Below are 14,433 nucleotides of genomic sequence, written 5' to 3'. Positions count from 1 at the left end.
ATATACATATCGTCATCTTTATGCTGTTTGCTGTTTGCTGTTTGCTGTTTGCTGTTTAGCATACTACAGTAATTATCTGGTGATTTATCGCTATAGTCTGTTCAATATAATTTGGATACAAGGAGGGCAAGCGAAAGTACTACAAATAGTAGACTAAGCGAACCTGACACCGTATCTAATTTATATAGAATTGACTATATCTAAACCGTAAATTGTTTGACAGATACATAGCTTTAAGCCCTTGCGTTAACTGGCTGGCATCGACAGCTCATAGGATTTTCCGCCACTTTGTAACGTCAGTATCGTCTCACCATTTTGCTCTGTCAATTCGCCAATTTCGGTCAAATGATAAAAAGTATTACGCCCAACAAGTGCGTCCAAACCATTTCTAACGGGCATATAAGGACGTACCTGCATATCCATTGCTGCCTGCTGATCAATCGTATCATTGTCTGTAGGATTATACGCCTTTAATGTGATGGTGTGCTCATCATCTAAACGCACCACATCGCCTGTCGTCGTGGTAAATTCTAGCCAACGGTTATTGCCTTCGTTGACGATACCGACGTCATTGATTAATAAAGGGGCATCTTCAACTTGGATACGGATTTTCTGTACTGGCGTCTTCAAAAAATATTCAATGACACCATTATTGTCTTCTTTCCATAAAATAGTCGCAAATAAGCTCACCAATGACTCTCTGGTCATTTGCCCGCCTTCATGCCACCACTCGCCATTTGCCTTTATGACCAGATCCATATCGGCCACATCTTTTGGGTGCCATTTATCCAATGGTGGGATGGCACGTCCTACACGTTTGCCTACGGTAGACTTTAGATACTGACTGAGAGAATCTATATTATTTAGCTCAGATAGCACGTCTTTTGGCGGTTTAGCTGCCGATTCATCGTTTTGAATTATGTCTTCATTATTGTTATTCATCTTATAATCCTTTACTTAGCATTCAAAGTTTGGCAAATCTATTATTACTATAAATTTTAGTTTCGGGTATGATGAAAACATATCATCTTAGCACCCTCATTAGTTCAATCTTACCTTAACATCGATACTCATAAATGCGTATCGTGTTTGTAGGACTTTTCTTTTATAATGAGTAACGATTTTTTATTGAAATGGTCAAGTGGGTGTTGTGTTAATGACACATTTTACGTGATGTGTTGATATCCTTATATACATGGATCTCAACAGTAACATGGTCAATTGATGTCGCAAAGACAGTTTTTATCGGGCAGCCATATGTCTGAGTAATGTTAGCGCCGCAAGTCTATTATTCAATGGTTAAGCTAATGATGCCCTGAGATAAGCCACTAAAAGTTTAGGAGTAGGTATGCAAGAGCAAGACAATCAAAAGCCAGTCATTGATAGTGACACTGTGAATACTGACCCATCAGTAGCGACAGAGACGGCAAATCTAGATAAAGCAGAGTCAGCCGTTGTGACCCAAGAAGCGACAGCTGAAACAGTCGCTATCGACAAAGCGCCAGAGCCAGTAGTAGAAGCTGTCGCGGCAGAGCCTGAGATTGAACGTGAGTCCATGGAATTTGACGTTATCATCGTTGGTGGTGGACCTGCTGGGCTATCTGCTGCTATCCGCCTGCGTCAGCTCGCTATCGCTGCTGGTAATGATGAGTTTATGGTTTGTGTGGTCGAAAAAGGTTCTGAGTTTGGTGCGCATACCTTATCAGGTGCTGTCATCGAACCGCGCGCTTTGAACGAGCTGATACCAGATTGGAAAGAAAAAGGCGCGCCGCTTAATGTGCCAGCGACCGAAGATCGCTTTTATTATCTAAACTCAGCCACGCGCTCTACTAAAGTACCTGACTCGTTGATTCCAGGACCGATGCACAACAATGGCAACTATATTGTCTCATTGGGCAATGTGGTGCGCTGGTTGGCGGTACAAGCTGAAGAGCTTGAAGTCATGATGTTCCCAGGCTTCCCTGCAGATGATATTTTATATAACGACGACGGTTCTGTACGTGGTGTCTTAACGGGCGATATGGGTGTGGCTGCCAATGGCGAAGCCAAGCCTAGCTTTGAGCCAGGTTATGAGCTACTTGCTAAATACACTATTTTTGCCGAAGGCAGCCGTGGTCATTTAGGTAAGCGCTTAATCAGCCGTTTTGATCTTGATAAAGACTCAGATCCTCAGCATTATGGTATCGGTCTGAAAGAGCTGTGGGACGTAGCCCCTGAGAAACACGAGCAAGGCGTGGTCATGCACGGTCTTGGCTGGCCCTTGACCGAAACAGGCTCTACTGGTGGCTGGTGGTTGTACTTCGATGAAAACAACCAAGTAAGCTTTGGTCTTGTCGCTGACTTGTCTTACCACAACCCATATATGTCGCCATTCGATGAGATGCAGCGCCTAAAAACCCATCCCGTCATCAAAAACGTATTGGAAGGCGGTAAGCGCATCTCTTATGGCGCACGTGCTTTGACCAAAGGTGGCTTAAACTCTCTACCGAAATTTACTTTCCCAGGTGGTGTATTGGTCGGTGATGATGCTGGATTCTTGAACCCCGCTAAAATCAAAGGCACACACACATCGATGAAGTCAGGCATGCTAGCCGCCGAAGCCATCTTTGAGGCGCTACAAGCCGATCGTCAGCATGATGAAGTCGTTGCTTATACCACCATGTATAAAGAGTCGTGGTTGTATCAAGACAACTATGAGTCACGCAACTTCTCGCCTGCAATACATCGCATGGGTCTGTTTATGGGCGGTGCTTTTACCTTTATCGAGCATAACTTATTAAAGGGTAAAGTGCCGCTTACCTTACATGACAGCCTGCCAGATTATGATCAGTTAGAGCGTGCCAATCATGCTTTTCAGCCAACCTACCTCAAGCCTGATGGTAAACTGGTATTTGACAAGCTGTCATCGGTATTTATCTCTAATACTAACCATGCAGAAGACCAGCCGGTACATTTGAAACTGACTGATCCAACGGTACCTGTTTCAATTAACTTACCGCTATATGCTGAGCCTGCTCGTTTATACTGCCCAGCTGGTGTGTATGAAGTGGTAAAAGATGCGGAAGGAGCTAAGTTTGTGATCAATGCGCAAAACTGTGTGCATTGTAAAACTTGTGATATCAAAGATCCTTCACAGAATATCACTTGGGTAACGCCAGAAGGTGGCGGTGGCCCTAACTATCCTAATATGTAAACCTCAATAATCTTAGGATTAATCGCTGATACTAAAAACCGCTCTTATGAATTCATAAGGGCGGTTTTTTTAACTTCGAAACATGAAACAAGTGTATCTTTAATCAGGTGAGATTAATCCGTCCATGCATCACGATTGGCTTCGTTTTTAAGCTTCACAAAGTCATCAGGATTAAACTTGATTTGATCGCCAGTTTTACCTTCTTTAATCTGACGCTCGTAATCACGCAATATGCGCAGTGCTACGGGTGACAAGATTAAAATAGCCACTAAGTTAACGAGTGCCATTAGACCCATTGATAAGTCAGCGAAGTTCCATATGGCAGGAAGACTGGCAATAGCACCCACAAATACCATACCAAGTACCATAAAGCGGAATATCATGATCATGATTTTGGCATTTTTGGCACCAGAGATGAATTCAAGATTTGACTCACCATAGCTATAATTGGCAATGATAGAGGTGAAAGAGAAGAAGAAAATAGCAATCGCAACGAAAATCACACCCATATCACCCACATACTGCGACAGTGCCAACTGAGTCAGCTGAATACCTTCTTGCTCAACACTAGGATCGACCACACCGGACAAAATAATAATCGACGCCGTTGCCGTACAAATGACAAGCGTATCCATAAATACACCCAGCATTTGCATAAATCCTTGCACCGCTGGATGATCGGGATGACTCTTCGCCGTTGCCGCCGCATTAGGCGCTGAACCCATACCCGCTTCATTTGAAAACAGACCGCGCTTGATACCGTTAATCATTGCCTGAGCAATACCATAACCAATCACCCCGCCTGCTGCTTGCTCAAAACCAAATGCTGATTTAACAATTAACACAATCGCCGCTGGGAATTGACTAAAATTCGTCACGATAATGAACAAGGCCAATAAGATATAGAGAATCGCCATCACGGGTACGATTTTACCCGCAATACGAGCAACCGAGCGCAAACCACCGAATACCACTGGCGCAACTAATACGACCAATACCAAACCTGTCATCCACGTTGGAACCCCAAATGCTTCGTTGGTCGCTTGTGCGATGGTATTTGACTGCACGCCATTAAAGGCTAAACCGAACGCTACTAATAAGCATAATGAGAAAAATATCGCTAGCCAGCGCTGACCGAGACCTTTTTCGATATAATAAGCCGGTCCACCGCGGTAAACATTGTCATTGTGCGGCACTTTATAGGCTTGTGCTAATGTTGATTCGATAAAGCTGGTCGACATACCGACGATCGCAGTCATCCACATCCAAAACACTGCACCTGGACCACCAAGGTAAATCGCGATTGCGACCCCTGCCAAGTTACCTGTACCGACCCGCGCTGCCAATGAGGTCATCAGCGCCTCAAATGAGCTGATGCCGCCATCTTTACGCCCTTGATTGGACACGCGCAATAGCTGCCACATATGCCCAAAGTGGCGAAACTGAATAAAACGTGTGGCAATGGTAAAATAAAGACCCGCACCAATCAGTACGAACATCAGTAATCCATACCAAGGGTTACTCGCAATCAACCAATCATTGTTGCCCCAAATGATGCTGACACCATAATTGACGATGCTATTAAACCAACCTGCTATCCCTTCACCCATACTGCTATCCTCTCACTTACATTTTATACTGCTAGTATATTTTATGGATTGATGTGATTAATGATATTTAAAATGCTTACTAATCCCTCTGCCTACTTATGAAACAGTAAATATCTGATCAATATACTGGCAAAGTAAATCACTAACATCCTGTCGCTACATTTTAACTGACTAGAGATTATTTAACTATTTCAAACCTCTATTATAAAAATTAAATAATTACGAACTTTTGCAAGGTATTTATATAAAAATCAAAACAATATTTTTTATATGAAATATTGAAGAAAACTTTTGAGACTAGGTACAACAGATAGATTTTAAAACGTATTCATACAAGCACCATTCCAAAAAAAATAGGCACTGCCATAATATTTATTGAGCATAGTATTGGCTATATTTATAGAATGGATGACTTTTATTGCTAATAATGCTCTAATACCTCTATAAAACTAAATCCTTAATATAAATAGGGTTTTAGCACAGCACCTGAGTAGCGGTCATTTTTTTAGCTACTCTCTCTAACATAAGTTGACCATGGTTTCCATAAAGCAAACATTTAGTTACATAAAGTAAATAAAATTTATTTATTGTTAATTAAGTCAATATTGTATATATTCCCAATAAGTTCATAAATATTTCTTGCAATACTTATTGGCATGAATAACAAGTTGAAATATTAAGACAATATCATCAGGGATGATGAGCATAATAAGACAGAGGACTGTCAACCAATACCGACCCTCCTCCATAAATTCTCATCTCTATATACTATAAATCCAGTCATTCTATAGCCCATAAGTCTTGTTAGATGTTTAGGTTATAGTCGACCCACAGCCATATTTTACAATGTAAATTTTAGCAAAATCGAACCACAGAAAAGTATTTTTCGCAGTGCTTTGATTGATAGAAATCTGCTTTTTTTTCGATAATATTGGGTTACTTACTACTGGTTGGTCATTCTGCTTTATCAGCCTATAAACTGATTTTAGGATCCGTTTATAGACAACGTATCGAACTGTCTTCCATCATGTGATACATGCTAAAGCAAAATAACTTGTCAGGCTCAAATCAGTAATCTTGTTTTTATGTTAGGCAAAAGGAGTTGTCCTATGGAAAACCACAACGATCCATCCGGTTATTGGCGTGCCAATGTCCGTCTCATTTTAGGTAGCCTATTTATTTGGGCGCTATGCTCATACGGGTTTGGGATTTTGTTACGTCCTCTCTTAGCAGGTATTAAAATCGGTGGTACCGACTTGGGCTTTTGGTTTGCTCAGCAAGGATCCATTGGGGTATTTATCGTTTTAATTTTCTTCTACGCTTGGCGTATGAATAAGTTAGATAAACAATACGGCGTAGACGAGGAATAGCCCCATGAGTCAATTTACGATTAATATTATTTTTGTAGGTCTATCTTTCGCTCTATACTTCGGTATTGCAATTTGGGCACGTGCTGGCACAACGAGTGAATTCTACGTAGCAGGCGGCGGTGTTCACCCTGTCGTCAACGGTATGGCAACGGCTGCTGACTGGATGAGTGCTGCGTCATTTATTTCGATGGCAGGTATTCTTGCCGCTGGCGGTTATGGCGCATCAACTTATTTGATGGGTTGGACAGGTGGTTATGTACTACTGGCAATGCTCCTAGCGCCTTATTTACGTAAATTTGGCAAGTTTACGGTACCTGACTTCATCGGTGACCGTTTTTATTCAAAAACGGCAGCAATGATTGCCGTAATTTGTTTGATTATCGCCTCAACCACATACGTTATCGGTCAGATGACAGGTGCCGGTGTCGCTTTCTCACGCTTCTTGGAAGTTGAAAACACTACTGGTCTACTGATTGCTGCGGTTGTTGTCTTCTTCTATGCTGTACTTGGTGGTATGAAAGGGATTACTTATACGCAGGTAGCGCAGTATGTGGTTCTAATGATTGCATATACCATTCCTGCTGTTTTCATCTCACTTGAGTTAACAGGCAATCCAATTCCAGGTTTGGGCTTGTTTTCAAACCATGTGGAAGCAGGCGTTCCTATCTTAACCAAGCTAGATCAGGTGGTTACTGACTTGGGTTTCACGGCTTATACCGCTGATGTCCCTAACAAACTAAACATGGTGCTATTTACCTTATCACTCATGATCGGTACAGCAGGTCTACCACACGTTATCATCCGCTTCTTCACCGTCCCTAAAGTCGCTGATGCGCGTTGGACAGCTGGTTGGACATTAGTATTTATCTCGCTACTATACTTCACTGCTCCTGCCGTAGGTGCAATGGCACGTTTAAACCTGATTGATACGATTTATCCACAAGGGGTAGCAGAAGCACCTATAAACTATGATCAACGTCCAGACTGGATGAAGACATGGGAAGATACCGGTCTTATTAAGTATAATGATCTTAATAATGATGGTCGTATCCAAATGTACAACGATAGTGGTCTTGGTGCCGCTGAGCTTGCCTTGACTGCTGCACAAGCGGATGGTGGCGATGTAGCCGCTGCCACTGCAGCCGTAGAGACTGCACGTGTCGCACAGGATCTAGAACTTGATGGACGCTTTACCGCAGCAGGCTGGAAGGGTAATGAGCTGGATGTCAATGCCGATATCTTAGTATTAGCTAACCCAGAAATTGCGAATCTTCCACCATGGGTTATTGGTCTTATCGCCGCAGGTGGTTTGGCAGCAGCGCTCTCAACAGCAGCAGGCCTACTACTGGCTATTTCGTCAGCGATCAGTCATGACTTGATTAAACGAAATCTTAATCCAAATATTACTGATAAAGGCGAATTGAGAGTTGCGCGTATTACGATGGGTGTTGCGATTGTAGTTGCTACTTGGTTAGGAATAAATCCACCAGGGTTTGCCGCACAGGTAGTCGCATTAGCATTCGGTATCGCTGGTGCATCGCTCTTCCCTGCACTAATGATGGGTATTTTCTCTAAACGGATCAATAATGTTGGTGCCATCGCTGGTATGCTAACAGGTCTGATTAGTATCCTTGTTTATATCTTTGTCTTTAAAGGTTGGTTCTTCATTAGCGGTACAGCGAACTTCCCTGATACGGCAGAGTATTGGTTGTTTGGTATCTCACCACTATCATTTGGTGCGATTGGGGCATTGCTTAACTTTATCGTAGCGTTTGCTGTCTCTTATGCTACTGCTCCGCCACCATTACACATTCAAGAGTTGGTTGAAAGTGTCCGCTCTCCACGTGGCGCAGGCGGTGCAGTCGACCACTAAGTGTATAAATGAGAATATATCTTCAGTTACTATATATCACTCACAGGCAGTAGCTGCTTGTGAGTGATTTTTTTATCTCTTATTTATTATAAAAAATGCTAGATTTTTGCTTTATTGAATATACTTTATTAACTATGCTTAGGGCGTGTCCTCAATTAAATCGATTATCCTCTAAATGGGCTAAAAATGGCTAAATTTTGCCAAACATCGTTAAATAGCTTATCAATATCTCGATATTATTTTCGCTACTTTCTTTGTTTGACGGCAATTTATCTCATTTTTATGACCATTTTTAAAATGAGGACACGCCCTAGTTAAAAGCGCTCAATTAAAAGCGCTTAACGCATTAAGGAAGATTTTATGCTTTTTGAGTTTATCGCTACCATTGCTGCCGCATTTGGCATGGCTGGTCTGGCACTCATTATAACTCACCTCAGTAAACTGGCTGGCAAACGCGCACCAAAGTGGCTTATTCCTTTGTTTGCTGCGATTGGTATGTTTGCCTTTCAAATACACCAAGAGTATAACTGGTATGGTCAGCAAGTGAGCAAGTTACCGGCAGGCGTGCAAGTCGTCAAAGTAGCAAAAAGCACCGAGTGGTTTCGCCCATGGTCTTATATCAAACCGCAAATATTACGTTTTATCGCTGCCGATACCGCCAACGCTAGCGTGCAGGTAGACAATCCAGATGTATATTTGGTTAATTTATATCTGTTTGAAAGACGCAGAAGCGTGCAGAAAGTACCACAAGTTATAGACTGTCGTATTCCTGCGCGTGCCGATTATGTCATACCCGAAAAAGACAGTAAGCTAACGATTGATGAACATGTCAAGCAAACAACAGCATGGAGAGAGTTGGCAACAGATGACCCGTTGTTCATTAGTATTTGTACTGGTAAAAGCTAACCTCCTCATAAATATGCAAATACAACCCTGCTAAAATAGCTGATTATTAAGGGATTTAAGACGGCTTATATTATAGTCATGTATTCAATTGCGCTGAGAAGCTGCGGTATAAGTATGCTTAGAATTAGCGCCTAACAGCAATCCAGCGCATAGACCACCGAAGTGCGCCGCAAACGAGATACCTTGTTGCGGCATCAATCCTTGCTTGATGGTCAACCAATAGCCAGTACCCATGACAATACAGGCAATCAAATAACCCCAACGCCGCGCAAATACAGCACCGCCTATCATATAGCCGAGCATCGCGAAACATAGCCCTGATGCGCCAACATGAATTGACAATGGCGAGCCAATGATCCAAGTGACCAATCCAGATGCGATAATGAGCTTAATCACTGTTCGATAAGCATTCTTCTCAAACAATCCAAACAAAAATAAAATCTGTAACAACGTCAAAGTGTTACCAAGCAAATGTGAAAAATTGCCATGCATCGTCCATGATGCAAATACTCCAATCATGCTGCCCACATCTAAGGCACGAGGCACAATCCCAAAGATATTCCACATGCCGAATAATGCCACTTCATTTAAAAAAAACATGCCCCACATCGGTATTAATACAAAAGCATATAAGCCTATAACCTGCTTTATTCGTATCATAATCAAGTTAAGCAGTTGCTGCCAATTCATATAATGCCCTACTCTTTTAATTCATGTTTTAATTCATGTTTTAATTCATGTTTTTAGCGATATTTTAATGACTCAGCGTAGAAGTGGAGCGTGTTACAGGTGTAAAATCTAACAATGCAGCCTCTTTGTCAGTCATCAAATAACTGTCACTATGTAATAACGATGTTGAGTGGTAAGGCACCAAAGCGGTGGGTACGAAGCGACGAGCGGCATCGATATGTTTGATAGAATCATCAAAAAAGATATGAGGTGCAAATGTTCTAAGTACAGCTGTTTTTTCTAAACCTCCTAAGAAAAACGCCATATCGACATTGACGCCCCACTCTCGCAATGTCTTAATCGCACGCAGATCAGCAGGTGCGTTGCGAGCCGTGACCAATGCAATTTTTATGGGAGAATACTTGAGACCAGCGGGTAGACGTTCCTGTAAATTTGATAGTTTAATCAACAATTCAGCATAAGGGCCTTTTTCAATGGGTAAATCACGCATCTGTATTTCGCGATCGTGAAAAGCACGCAGTCCTTTTTGCTTGTACAGCAGTTCACCTGAATCATCAAACAGCACCGCATCACCATCAAAAGCAATACGCAACTGATCGGTATCTAACTCATAGGTATTGACAGGGGTTGCGTCGAGTATCGCACAAGCGCAGATATTGGCATCAGCCACTTGCTGGGCATCTTCGCGATTGGTCGTCAAAAATAGATCGACATTGAAGTCTTTAATATAAGGAGCAACAGGACTGCCTGAAATAAATGCCGAGCGTGAGATAGTCAGCTCATGCTCAAGAATTGCATTGAGGACTTGAATGCCCGTATCTGGACTACTCTTTGAAACAATGACCACTTCCACCAAAGGTGTCTCAACCTCTAAATCTTGCATGCCATCATTGCAATAATTATTCAGATTTAATAGAGCTTTAATTAATGGGTAACCAGCACCTATACTGAGAGCATCGTTTTCACGCTTAGTCATATAGTCTCGAAACTCTTTTATGGCGCTTACAGGTCTCTGCTCTAGCAGCTCTAGCAAATAATTTTCTGATTCTGTTAAATCAAAAAGTGCCGTTGCAGAAATCGCGACGATGAGCGTATTACTAAAATCGACTGCCATGATTTTCTCTACTTATAAAGTTATCTATTCGGAAATACCAACCAGTTTACTACATTCACAAGCCCTTAGAATGATAAGAAAAGTTATCCACGTATAATGTCATTTAGTATAAAAACTACTTTTTAAGTAATCAAAATGACCGCTCAAAAAATGTCTCATAATGTGACTTTATGTGGAATAATTTAACCATAGAATTATTACGCCGATTTTTTCTTTTATCATAAAAAAGCCATATTGCTATGAAAACAATATGGCCCTATTAATGAACAATACAAATGAACGACGAAGCTATGATTTTCTAAGCTTACTTTTATCAATAGCGCTTACGTTAGCAGCACTAAAGATATCGCTGGAAAAGCGACCAAAATAACCAGTCGAATCAGATCAGAGACAATAAACGGTGCGACCCCGCGAAACATATCAGACAGCTTAATATGCGGTGCCATTGCCTTAATCACAAAGATATTCATCCCCATCGGCGGCGTAATCAGTCCAAGCTCTACTGTCAATACAGCGATGATACCAAACCATACGGGATCAAACCCTAACGCCACAATGATTGGATATACCACTGGGATAGTAATGACCAGCATCGCCAAAGCATCCATGAACAACCCTAAGAGGAAGTACATGATTAAGATACAGATCAGTACAATCATCGGGCTAACTGCTAATGTACCAATCCAAGTCGCTAGCGTATAAGACAAGCGTGAGACGGAGATAAAGTAACCCAAGGCTTCTGCACCCAGCAGCATAAAGAACACCACCGCTGATAATGCAAGCGTTTCAATCAAAGATTGCTTTAGACCTTTTATACGCATGCCTTTGGCAAAAGCATAAGCCCAAGAAACAAAAGCACCGACTGCCGCACCTTCTGTTGGGGTAAATAACCCAAAGAAAATACCAGCGATAATCACAATAAAAATAAAGCTAAATGGTATGAGTCCCGTCAATGACAGCAGCTTGGCTTTCCAAGAAGTAGGCTCACCGCGACGCGCTAAATGCGGCTTCCAGCGTACCATAATCATAACAGTGATTGAATACATCACCATGCCCAAAATCCCAGGCAAGAAACCAGCGATGAACATGTCACCGACTGACTGCTGGGTTAAGATGGCATAAACCAGTAGCGCAATGCTAGGCGGAATCATAATACCTAACGTGCCACCCGCTGCTAAAATACCACAGGCAAAACCTGGTTGATAACCATACTTCTCCATTTGTGGCAGCGCAACCTTGGTCATAGTGGACGCTGTGGCTAAGGATGAGCCTGAGATAGAAGCAAAAATACCAGACGATCCTATGCCAGCGATACCCAAACTACCCCTCACTCCCCCAAAAATAGTTCGGGTAGCTTCAAACAATTTCCCTGCCATCCCTGAATGAGTGGCAAAAACGCCCATTAAAATAAATAAGGGAATCGCACTAAAGTCATATTTGGCTAACACATCTACCGGAATATCTTTGAGCATTTGCAGTGCACCACTGGGCGCCGTCACTGCGCCAAAACCAGCCAATCCAACACCTAACATGGCAAGCGCCACTGGAACTCGCAGGACAACAAGCAGGATCATGACGATTAAGCCGATAGCTCCAATAATTTCTGGACTCATGCGCCTGTCTCCTCGGCGTCAAAGAACTCGCCCGTTTTAAAGATATTGATGGATTCGATTAATGAGCGAATGGCGAGTAAGAGACTTAAAAATGCACTAAATGCATAGATGGGCATCATTGATAATCGAAGGTCTTGAGTGACTTTGCCGTATTCTATGGCATCAACAGCACTCTCATAAAGCCCCCAAGCAAAAAGGATACCGATGATAAAAAAGCCCATCATAAAGACGCCCATCATATAACCTTTAATGGCTTGGGGCATTTTTTGAGTAAAGACATCAACGATGATTTGTGAGCGTTCGACGAAAGCGCCAAAGGCAGCAAGTAAAGCAAAGAGCATGAAGTAAGAGACGATCTCTACACTGCCTTTAACAGTAAAGCCAAACTCGCCACCAGTCAGCTTGAAAATATAACGAGCAGTCACATCGAGCATCGTTGTGAGGACAATAATAATAAGACTGATACCACCAATAAACTGGCATAATCTAGAGATTAGAATACTGATTTTTACTAAAAATGCCATGTGACACCTCCAATGGGTTATACCACTTTACAAGCAGCACTGGCAGCTTTTGCTTTCTCATAGACACTATCAGCATCTAAACCCAAAGCATTGACATCACTTAAATATTTTTGCGTTCCTTTTTCGAGCGGTCCTTTCCAATCAGGATCATTCAATGGATCAGGGATTTCAACAATCTCATCGCCTTTAGCTTTAGCAGCTTGAATGGCCATTTGATCATGCTTATCAAATACTTCACCAACTTTATTAGCCAATGCCATTCCTGAGTTTTTATCCAACACTTGCTTTAAATCATCAGGTAAGTTGTTATATTTATCCTTATTCATAGTGACCATCAGCGCCGAACTGTAAAAAGGAATATTGGTATGATATTTGGTGATTTCGTCAATTTTGAAAGCTGTTACGGCCTCCCAGGGAAAACTCAACCCATCAACGACGCCGCGTTGTAGCGAGGTATACATATCATTAGCAGGCAATCCTACTGGAGAAGCGCCCGCACTTTCGATAATGTCACCAGCGACCGCAGAAGGGCGGCGGATGCGCATACCTTTCATGTCTTCAGGAGTCCGAATCAATTTATCCGTAGTATGCAGTGAGCCAGGTCCAGCGCCATACATAAATAGTAGATGTGAGTCTTCATACTCACTAGCAAGCGTGCCATCCTCATAAAGAGTCTGTAGCATACAACCCATTTGAGTTGCTGAGTTTGATAAACCAGGAAGTTCAGTTATTTGAGTTAAAGGAAAACGACCACTAGTATACCCATGTGCTTGTGAACCAATATCTATCGTACCTTTAGCAGCAGATTCGTAGGTAACATCTGCTTTAGCAAGACCCGCGGAAGGATACAACTCTACTTTTAAGCGACCATTAGAATCTGTCTCTATTTGTTTAGCCCAAGGTTCAAAAACCTCTGTGCTAATAGAAGAGGTTGCTGGCCAAAAGTGAGAGAAGCGTAAAACGGTCATTTCTTGAGATTTTGCTGATGAGCCATCAGTCGTGTTAGCAGATTGGTTAGAGCAGCCTAAAAGACTAACAGCCGCTAAGGCACCAATTGAAAAAAGAGGAGCTAGCTTCATTATCAATTCCTTTTGATAATTGTGAAAATAGGAGTAATACATCACTGGTAAATAATCTAATCTATACCCGATGTAATAATTTACAAGTTTTAAATATATCTTTTACATACCTGTAATAAAAATCTAGTTTAAAATTAGCAGCTATAATGATATAAGTCAAATCATTTTGATGGCAGGACTAGAAAATATATTCATGAAATTGCATAGCAATTAAACAAAGAAAATCGTCAATTCAAATAGAAAATACATTTATAGAGTGTGAATTATAAAAGTAAGTTAGATTAAGTATAATTTTACACTTAATCTCCCAACCCCCAAACAAAGAAAACCCCCTTCTGCATAAGCAGAAGGAGGTTTTACTTTTAGAATAGAGAGCTGACGATGACCTACTCTCACATGGGCGAACCCACACTACCATTGGCGCAATGATGTTTCACTTCTGAGTTCGGGAAGGGATCAGG

The 14,433-nt window shown here is 41.8% G+C and carries 11 protein-coding genes and 1 rRNA gene; 4 read left to right on the top strand and 8 right to left on the bottom strand.

Annotated elements, in window-relative coordinates; translation table 11 throughout:
- Positions 1 to 246 precede the first annotated feature (246 nt).
- The gene (locus I3252_RS09625) at positions 247 to 942 is read right to left on the bottom strand and encodes a DUF1285 domain-containing protein (protein ID WP_238035033.1); all 696 of its coding nucleotides are present in this window, start codon (positions 940 to 942) and stop codon (positions 247 to 249) included.
- Between the two features lie 613 nt (positions 943 to 1,555).
- On the opposite strand from I3252_RS09625, the gene I3252_RS09620 reads away from it, so the two are divergent.
- The gene (locus I3252_RS09620; RefSeq protein WP_238035072.1) at positions 1,556 to 3,193 is read left to right on the top strand and encodes an electron transfer flavoprotein-ubiquinone oxidoreductase; all 1,638 of its coding nucleotides are present in this window, start codon (positions 1,556 to 1,558) and stop codon (positions 3,191 to 3,193) included.
- A gap of 113 nt (positions 3,194 to 3,306) precedes the next feature.
- Here the strand turns inward: I3252_RS09620 and I3252_RS09615 are convergent, their stop codons facing one another.
- Positions 3,307 to 4,803, bottom strand: a complete 1,497-nt coding sequence (locus tag I3252_RS09615) for an alanine/glycine:cation symporter family protein (protein WP_238035032.1) — start codon at positions 4,801 to 4,803, stop codon at positions 3,307 to 3,309.
- Between the two features lie 1,109 nt (positions 4,804 to 5,912).
- Here I3252_RS09615 and I3252_RS09610 point away from each other — a divergent pair.
- The 3 genes from I3252_RS09610 (at position 5,913) to I3252_RS09600 (ending at position 8,952) form a co-directional block, all read left to right on the top strand.
- Entirely contained in the window at positions 5,913 to 6,173 is a 261-nt protein-coding gene (locus I3252_RS09610) for a DUF4212 domain-containing protein (protein WP_045448034.1), read from the top strand.
- A 4-nt stretch (positions 6,174 to 6,177) separates the two neighbouring features.
- A complete protein-coding gene (locus I3252_RS09605; protein ID WP_060491927.1) occupies positions 6,178 to 8,046 on the top strand; it encodes a sodium:solute symporter family protein in 1,869 nt (622 codons plus the stop codon).
- Between the two features lie 360 nt (positions 8,047 to 8,406).
- Positions 8,407 to 8,952 carry a hypothetical protein gene (locus tag I3252_RS09600; RefSeq protein WP_201502602.1) on the top strand — a complete coding sequence of 182 codons (546 nt, stop codon included), beginning with the start codon at positions 8,407 to 8,409 and terminating at the stop codon, positions 8,950 to 8,952.
- A gap of 84 nt (positions 8,953 to 9,036) precedes the next feature.
- Here the strand turns inward: I3252_RS09600 and I3252_RS09595 are convergent, their stop codons facing one another.
- The 6 genes from I3252_RS09595 to rrf form a co-directional block, all read right to left on the bottom strand.
- Complete coding sequence (locus I3252_RS09595) at positions 9,037 to 9,642, bottom strand: rhomboid family intramembrane serine protease (RefSeq protein WP_201502603.1); 606 nt, start codon at positions 9,640 to 9,642, stop codon at positions 9,037 to 9,039.
- A gap of 64 nt (positions 9,643 to 9,706) precedes the next feature.
- A complete protein-coding gene (locus tag I3252_RS09590; RefSeq protein WP_238035031.1) occupies positions 9,707 to 10,756 on the bottom strand; it encodes a 5'-nucleotidase in 1,050 nt (349 codons plus the stop codon).
- Positions 10,757 to 11,079: 323 nt separating this feature from the next.
- Positions 11,080 to 12,369: a TRAP transporter large permease gene (locus tag I3252_RS09585; protein ID WP_087814812.1), complete on the bottom strand. Its 1,290-nt coding sequence runs from the start codon at positions 12,367 to 12,369 to the stop codon at positions 11,080 to 11,082.
- Positions 12,366 to 12,893: a TRAP transporter small permease subunit gene (locus I3252_RS09580; protein ID WP_238035030.1), complete on the bottom strand. Its 528-nt coding sequence runs from the start codon at positions 12,891 to 12,893 to the stop codon at positions 12,366 to 12,368. The genes I3252_RS09585 and I3252_RS09580 overlap by 4 nt, the downstream gene beginning before the upstream one ends.
- A gap of 17 nt (positions 12,894 to 12,910) precedes the next feature.
- A complete protein-coding gene (locus I3252_RS09575) occupies positions 12,911 to 13,972 on the bottom strand; it encodes a TRAP transporter substrate-binding protein (RefSeq protein WP_238035029.1) in 1,062 nt (353 codons plus the stop codon).
- 373 nt (positions 13,973 to 14,345) lie between these two features.
- Positions 14,346 to 14,433: ribosomal RNA gene (gene rrf, locus I3252_RS09570) — 5S ribosomal RNA — on the bottom strand; the annotation flags it as partial.

This window comes from Psychrobacter sp. Ps4 (genome assembly GCF_022129285.1).
Lineage (GTDB): Bacteria > Pseudomonadota > Gammaproteobacteria > Pseudomonadales > Moraxellaceae > Psychrobacter > Psychrobacter immobilis_A.
The sequence above is the reverse complement of the archived record's forward strand: the minus strand, read 5'-3'. Positions and strand labels throughout refer to the sequence as shown.

Bases quoted from the DNA above. Each gene is read 5' to 3' on its own strand.
- I3252_RS09625 (WP_238035033.1), bottom strand. From the start codon at position 942: ATGAATAACAATAATGAAGACATAATTCAAAACGATGAATCGGCAGCT.
- I3252_RS09620 (WP_238035072.1), top strand. From the start codon at position 1,556: ATGGAATTTGACGTTATCATCGTTGGTGGTGGACCTGCTGGGCTATCT.
- I3252_RS09615 (WP_238035032.1), bottom strand. From the start codon at position 4,803: ATGGGTGAAGGGATAGCAGGTTGGTTTAATAGCATCGTCAATTATGGT.
- I3252_RS09610 (WP_045448034.1), top strand. From the start codon at position 5,913: ATGGAAAACCACAACGATCCATCCGGTTATTGGCGTGCCAATGTCCGT.
- I3252_RS09605 (WP_060491927.1), top strand. From the start codon at position 6,178: ATGAGTCAATTTACGATTAATATTATTTTTGTAGGTCTATCTTTCGCT.
- I3252_RS09600 (WP_201502602.1), top strand. From the start codon at position 8,407: ATGCTTTTTGAGTTTATCGCTACCATTGCTGCCGCATTTGGCATGGCT.
- I3252_RS09595 (WP_201502603.1), bottom strand. From the start codon at position 9,642: ATGAATTGGCAGCAACTGCTTAACTTGATTATGATACGAATAAAGCAG.
- I3252_RS09590 (WP_238035031.1), bottom strand. From the start codon at position 10,756: ATGGCAGTCGATTTTAGTAATACGCTCATCGTCGCGATTTCTGCAACG.
- I3252_RS09585 (WP_087814812.1), bottom strand. From the start codon at position 12,369: ATGAGTCCAGAAATTATTGGAGCTATCGGCTTAATCGTCATGATCCTG.
- I3252_RS09580 (WP_238035030.1), bottom strand. From the start codon at position 12,893: ATGGCATTTTTAGTAAAAATCAGTATTCTAATCTCTAGATTATGCCAG.
- I3252_RS09575 (WP_238035029.1), bottom strand. From the start codon at position 13,972: ATGAAGCTAGCTCCTCTTTTTTCAATTGGTGCCTTAGCGGCTGTTAGT.